The 6,063-nt window shown below is 61.5% G+C and carries 4 protein-coding genes and 1 pseudogene; 3 read left to right on the top strand and 2 right to left on the bottom strand.

What is annotated here, in order from left to right; genetic code table 11:
- Positions 1-439 (bottom strand): annotated as a pseudogene (locus EN939_RS17545) (TIGR01459 family HAD-type hydrolase); the annotation flags it as partial.
- Positions 440-668: 229 nt separating this feature from the next.
- Between EN939_RS17545 and EN939_RS17540 the strand changes: the two are divergent.
- A complete protein-coding gene (locus EN939_RS17540) occupies positions 669-2,654 on the top strand; it encodes a TadE/TadG family type IV pilus assembly protein (RefSeq protein WP_206517186.1) in 1,986 nt (661 codons plus the stop codon).
- 131 nt (positions 2,655-2,785) lie between these two features.
- The gene (locus EN939_RS17535) at positions 2,786-3,418 is read left to right on the top strand and encodes a LysE family translocator (protein WP_023813536.1); all 633 of its coding nucleotides are present in this window, start codon (positions 2,786-2,788) and stop codon (positions 3,416-3,418) included.
- Between the two features lie 10 nt (positions 3,419-3,428).
- On the opposite strand, the gene EN939_RS17530 is transcribed toward EN939_RS17535, so the two are convergent.
- Positions 3,429-4,253 (bottom strand): DUF2189 domain-containing protein, encoded by an 825-nt coding sequence (locus EN939_RS17530; RefSeq protein ID WP_127269027.1) that lies wholly within the window; start codon positions 4,251-4,253, stop codon positions 3,429-3,431.
- A gap of 300 nt (positions 4,254-4,553) precedes the next feature.
- On the opposite strand from EN939_RS17530, the gene EN939_RS17525 reads away from it, so the two are divergent.
- Complete coding sequence (locus EN939_RS17525) at positions 4,554-5,777, top strand: TadE/TadG family type IV pilus assembly protein (RefSeq protein WP_127269025.1); 1,224 nt, start codon at positions 4,554-4,556, stop codon at positions 5,775-5,777.
- The last annotated feature ends 286 nt before the right edge of the window (positions 5,778-6,063 follow it).

Genomic DNA, 6,063 nt, shown 5'->3' with positions numbered 1-6,063 from the left:
CCGTGTAATCCTCGGGCTTCTCGGCCGCGTCGTCGAACAGGCCGGTGCAGACGACGCCGGATGCTTCGAACTCCTCGACAAGCTCCACGTCGAGACCTTCATAGAGAGTGAAGTCACGGTCGGCGCCGATATGGAAAATCCTGCGCGGCCCTTCGGCGATCAGATCCCGGGTCACGTCGCCTGAGGTAACCACCCGGTCGTAGGCTGACGGTGGAACACCGATCGCGTTCATCTGCGCCACGACATCGGCACTTCTGCGCGGCGAATTGGTGATCAGGACCACGGGGATTTTCGCCTCTCGAGCCCTTGCCAATGCGGAGGCCGCCACCGGGAAATGCGTTTCGCCATTGTGGACCACGCCCCAGACGTCGCACAGGATTGCCGAATAGGCCTTCGACACGTCTTCGAGCGAGCCGATGATTTCAGGCGAATTCGCCATGCCGTTTCCTTCAGTCGTGATCGTTGCGACGCCGCGACCGACGGTTCGCCGCAGCCGGTTCGGATTAGCCGAACCGCCCCGGCCTGTCACCAGCTTTCGCCAGGCACGATTGGTTAGCGGTTGGTGAAGCGCTGCCCCGGCAATAGAGCCATTTCCCAAACGCGGCCTTCAGCGTTTTGTGGAAAGCTGGCATCAATCGAGAATCCGCCGGCGGGGGCCGCTGCAAGACATGTATGGACTTTGGCGTCAGTTCTGCCGCGACCAACGCGGCAACTATGCTCTTATGACCGTCGTCGCAATGGTTCCGCTCATGGGCGCCCTGGCGATAGCCGTCGATTTCACCGAGATGAGCCGCGAAAAACAGGCGGTTTCGAATGCGCTCGATGCCGCAAACTTCGCCACGGCGCGCCGGCTGACGGAGGGTGCCACCGACGATCAGTTGAGAGCCTATGCACTCGACTTCTTCAATGCCAACCTCAACAAGATCAACCCCGCCAACACGACGCTCACCGTCACCTTGCCAAGCAACACCACCGGGGGCGGCTTGCTCAAGATGAGCGCGCGGCTTGACTACAAACCCTACTTCTATCCGGTCTTCGGCCAGCTCGTCGGCAAATCCGAAACCGACGCCAACCAGAAGATCAGCTTCAATGTCACCTCGGAAGTGCGGCTGAAGAACACTCTTGAAGTCGCTCTGGCGCTCGACAATTCCGGGTCGATGACCAAGACCGGAACGGGCTCGGGGCAAACGCGCATCGACCTTCTCAAGACCGCGGCCAAACAGCTGGTCGACACGCTGGCCCAGCAGGCGGCGATGATCAAGCAGGTCGACAGGCCGGTGCAGTTCGGCCTCGTGCCGTTTGCCGCCTCGGTCAATGTCGGACCCGGCAATGGTAACGCGTCCTGGATGGATACCGAAGGCCTGTCACCGGTATCGAACGAGAATTTCGACTGGTCGACGCTGAACGCAGCCGACAAATATGCCCAGCAGACCAACGGCATCTGGTACAAGCGCGGCACCGGATGGGGTACCGACGAAGGCCAGATGCTGACCCGGTTTTCGCTCTACCGGGACATGAAGGTCGTCACCAACCATGAGCGTGTCACCAACAGCAAGCGCGTGGTTTGCGACGAATACAACTCGAACAACACCTGCAAACGAAGCCATGACGAATATGATTACATCGATTCCTATGGCCCGTTCGCCAGTTGGCAAGGTTGCGTCGAGGCCAGGCCCTATCCCTACAATGCTAACGACGCCGCGCCGTCCGGCGGCTCGGCGAACACCGGCATAGGGGTTGGCGATCCGGCAACGATGTTCGTGCCGATGTTCGCCCCCGACGAACCCGGCAACCATTGGAGGCTCACCCAAGATCCCGATGAGGCCACGCCGACGACCTACGGCGCCGTGAACAGCTGGTGGAACGACGACCCGACAAGCAGCACCGGCCAATCCCGGTTGCGCAACATGGCCAAATATTTCCAGCCGCGGCCGATCAATGCGCCGGCGCTGGCCGCCGGCAACGGGCCGAACTACAGCTGCTCCACCAACCCGATCACGCCGCTGACCGATGTCAGCGTTGCCACTGGGCTCACCGCGATCAAGGCCGCGATCGACCTGATGAAGCCCGATGGCGGCACAAATGTTCCAGAAGGCATGGCCTGGGGATGGCGCGTGGTTTCGAGCGGCGAGCCCTTCACGCAAGGCCGCCCGGAAACCGAGAGAGGCAATGACAAGGTCGTGATCGTGCTGACCGACGGCGCCAACACCTACTACACGCCTTCTTCGCTCGGCTATTCCGACCCCGCCGATTCGAAGTCGACCTATGCATCCTTCGGCTATCTCAAACCCGGCTACAACGGCACGTCGGTGGGCCGCCTGTTCATGGGCACATCGAGCACCATTGGCCAATTCGATTATTCTAACGGCAATTATACCAACGCGCTCAACGAGCAGATGGCGACGCTTTGCAACAACGCCAAGGCAGCCAACATCATGGTGATGACTGTGGCGCTCGATCTGTCCACGACTAAAATCGCCGACCAGCAGGCGATCGAGGCGCTGAAATCCTGCTCGTCGAACTCGCGCTTCCGCAAGGATCCAACGGACGCGAGCAAGCCGGCAAAACTGTTCTGGAACGCTACCGGCGCCAGTTTGTCGAACGATTTCAAGGAAATCGGCAACGAACTGTCGAACCTGCGCATCGTCGGCTGATCCGTAGGCACCGGCGGCTAGCTGGAACAATAGCTGGCGCCGCCATGCACTTGCGCGCGCTGCCGGGGACAGGCACATCTTGGCCGCCTGCCGGATCGCGCGTCCATTCGCGGCGCGCGGGGGAAGAACAGATGCCCGAAACAGCCAATCATCTCGCCTTCGCGCTGGTCTGCCTCGGCATGGTGCTGACGCCTGGCCCCAACATGATCTATCTGATCTCGCGTTCCCTATCGCAGGGGCCGAAGGCGGGGCTGATCTCGCTTGGCGGCGTGGCACTCGGTTTTGTCTTCTATGTGCTGGCGGCGGCGTTCGGCATCACCGCGCTGCTGCTCGCCGTGCCCTACGCCTATGACGCGCTGCGCTTTGCCGGCGTGCTCTACCTGCTGTGGCTGGCCTGGCAGGCGGTGAAGCCGGGCGGACGCTCGCCGTTCGAAGTGCGCGAATTGCCGAGGGACAGGCCGCGCAAGCTTTTCGCCATGGGCCTGATGACCAATCTGCTCAATCCGAAGGTGGCCGTGCTCTATCTGTCGCTGTTGCCGCAGTTCATCAGCCCCGGCAAAGGCCACGTGCTGTCGCAGCTTCTGGTGCTCGGCGCGACGCAGATCTCGATCAGCCTCAGCGTCAATGCCGTCATCGCGGTGACGGCCGGTTCGATCGCCACCTTTCTCGCCGGACGGCCTTTGTGGCTGGTCATCCAGCGCTGGATGATGGGCACCGTGCTGGCGGCACTTGCGCTGAAGATGGCGACAGAGGCGCAGCGCTGAGGGTGCTGATCTACATCGGCCGCCTTATCTGCTGTGCCCGCTCCGGCTCGACCACCTTGCGGTAGAGATGCCAGGTGGCATGGCCGAGCACCGGCATGACGACGGCGAGCCCGGCAAACAGCGGGATCGAACCGATCACCAGAAGCACGGCGACCAGCAAGCCCCACAGCGCCATCTGCAGCGGGTTGGCCATCACCGCCCTGGCCGAGGTCTCGATGGCTGAGACGGCGCCGACGTCACGGTCGAGCAGCAGCGGGAAGGCAACCACGGTAGTGGCCAGCACGATTACGGCGAAGACAAAGCCCGCGGCATTGCCGGCAAGGATCAGCGTCCAGCCCTTGCTGGTGGTCAGCACGTCGCGGACGAAGCCACCGATCGAGGCCGGCGGCTGGTCGCCGAACAGGCCGGTGTAGATCGACTGCGCCGTGTAGAGCCACAACAGGAACAGCGCCACCAGCATGACGCCGATGACAGCGATCGACGGGACAGCGGACGAGCGCCGCACATCAAACGCGTGCCACCAGGAGGTGTTCATGCCGAGCTCACGCCGGCGGCTGATCTCGTAAAGGCCGAGCGCCGCAAACGGCCCGACCAGCGCGAAACCCGACATCAGGGGATAGATGAGCTGGATGGCATTGGCGCCGGACGTCCACTGCGTCAGGATCAGGCCGACGATGGGATAGATCAGGCACAGGAACACGTAGTGCGATGGTTTTGCCCAGAAATCCTCGAAGCCGAGGCGCAGCGCATCCCAAAGGTCCGACGTGGTGATGCGGCGCACCGTTGGCTGCACATGCATTCCACGTGCGTCCGCCATAACATGAAAGCCGGCAATAACCTTCCTCCCGTGTGTCGGGGCGGTCACCGCCTGGATGGCCGCCAGAGCTGCCACTTCAAGATCGAGAGGCATGATAGCAGAGTTGGCGGCGATTGTCGCCGCGTCAATTGCCTGGGGCGCAACTCCTCGTAGTGTTCAACTCTCCGTATGGCCTCTCATATGGCGTGCCTCGGCAGTCTTTCGTTTTAGCCAATCATTGTTCTGCATTTTAGCATTTACGCATTTTAGCATTTACTTAAATTACTCGTAGGGATCTCTGGCGTATCACCTGAGCTTTACGAGGTTCGGCGAGGAACTATGTTCGCATTGAGAGGCTTCTGGTCTTCGGAGCACGGCAACTTTGCCATGACGACCGCCGTCGCGATGCTGCCGATAATGATTGGTTTGGCCGGCGCCGTTGATCTGATCGGCACGAGCCATGACGCCTCGCAACTGCAGAACTCGCTGGACGCGGCGGGGCTCGCCATCGGCACGAAGTTCTCTCCCGATATGGCGGCCGGCGATGTCCAGGAGCTTGGGCTGCAATTCTTCGCCGCCAATATGAGCGTGGCCGACCAGCAGGAATATTTGGGCAGCGTCTCCGCTTTCGCGGCAACGGCAAGCGGCAGCCCAAGCGCCTACTTTATCTCGCTGTCGTCCAGCATAAGCCGCCCAAGCTTCATCAGCGCCTCGGCCCCCTGGCAGGCCTCCCGCTCGGCCTCGGTCAAGGTAAAACCTGGCGCACAGGCCTGCGTGCTGGCGCTCGATCCGCATGCGTCCGCCGCCGTGAACCTCCAGGGCTCGACCAACGTCTCGATGGACAATTGCGTGATCGCGGCGAACTCGGACGCGTCCGATTCCGTCAACAGGGGTGGCTCCGCGCTGGTTTCAGCCGGCTGTGTCTCAACCGTCGGCGGCACCAGCGGGCTGTTGCCACCCAGCGCCAGTCTCGCCTGCGGAACGCCGCACGAACATAGGTACGCGTCCTTTGATCCATTGGCCGACGTCGTTCCTCCCCCTTACACATTGTGTTTGCCTGTCCCGAACGGCAAAACCTACACGCTGTCGCCCGGCACTTATTGCGACAAGACATTGTCGGGGGACATCACGCTTGATCCGGGCGTCTACATCATGCGCGGCACCACCATAAAGCCAGGGGGGAACGGCAGCCTGGCTGGCCAGGGCGTGACCATATTCCTCATGGAAAGCGCTGAGATCTACATAAATGCCAATGAGAAGGTGAACCTTTCCCCGCCCACCAGCGGCCCTTATGCTGGCATCACCATTTTCCAGGATCACGGCAACACGTCTGCTCTGACATTGAATGGCGGCGCAAATTCCGTGCTCAGCGGTTTCATTTACGCGCCGGACGCGCCCATTTCCTACGCCGGCAACTCTGATATGAGCGCCCAGGGCGACTGTCTCAGGCTTGTCGGCAATACGATTCAGATGACCGGAAACTCGTCCGTCAAGTCGGACTGCGCGGCGGCGCTTGGAAATCGCACAATGTACGCCGATCGGATGATCACTCTGGTGAAATGAGAACGACAGGCGGCCCAAGCGGTAGCGTTGAGAAAAATGGCGGTCCCCTTTAACAATGCCGGAGTGCGGTGGCGACCGCACTCCGGCAGATCAGCGCCTCTCACAAAGGCACATCCTGGTTGAAAACAGAGTGTCGCTACGATTTCGCCGCCGCCGCGAAGCGATCGATCACCTCAGTCAGGGGGACGTGGCCAAGGCAGGCGCCAGAACCGGCGGGCTGTTCGCCATCCTCAACAGCCAGCGCATAACGCACGGCCGGATCGGATTCGATGCGAAGGCGCAATCC

The organism is Mesorhizobium sp. M7A.F.Ca.CA.002.05.1.1 (assembly GCF_003998335.1).
In the GTDB taxonomy this organism is placed as follows: Bacteria; Pseudomonadota; Alphaproteobacteria; order Rhizobiales; family Rhizobiaceae; genus Mesorhizobium.
The sequence above is the reverse complement of the archived record's forward strand: the minus strand, read 5'-3'. Positions and strand labels throughout refer to the sequence as shown.

Coding starts and splice junctions, on each gene's coding strand:
- EN939_RS17540 (WP_206517186.1), top strand. CDS start 669: ATGTATGGACTTTGGCGTCAGTTCTGCCGCGACCAACGCGGCAACTAT.
- EN939_RS17525 (WP_127269025.1), top strand. CDS start 4,554: ATGTTCGCATTGAGAGGCTTCTGGTCTTCGGAGCACGGCAACTTTGCC.
- EN939_RS17535 (WP_023813536.1), top strand. CDS start 2,786: ATGCCCGAAACAGCCAATCATCTCGCCTTCGCGCTGGTCTGCCTCGGC.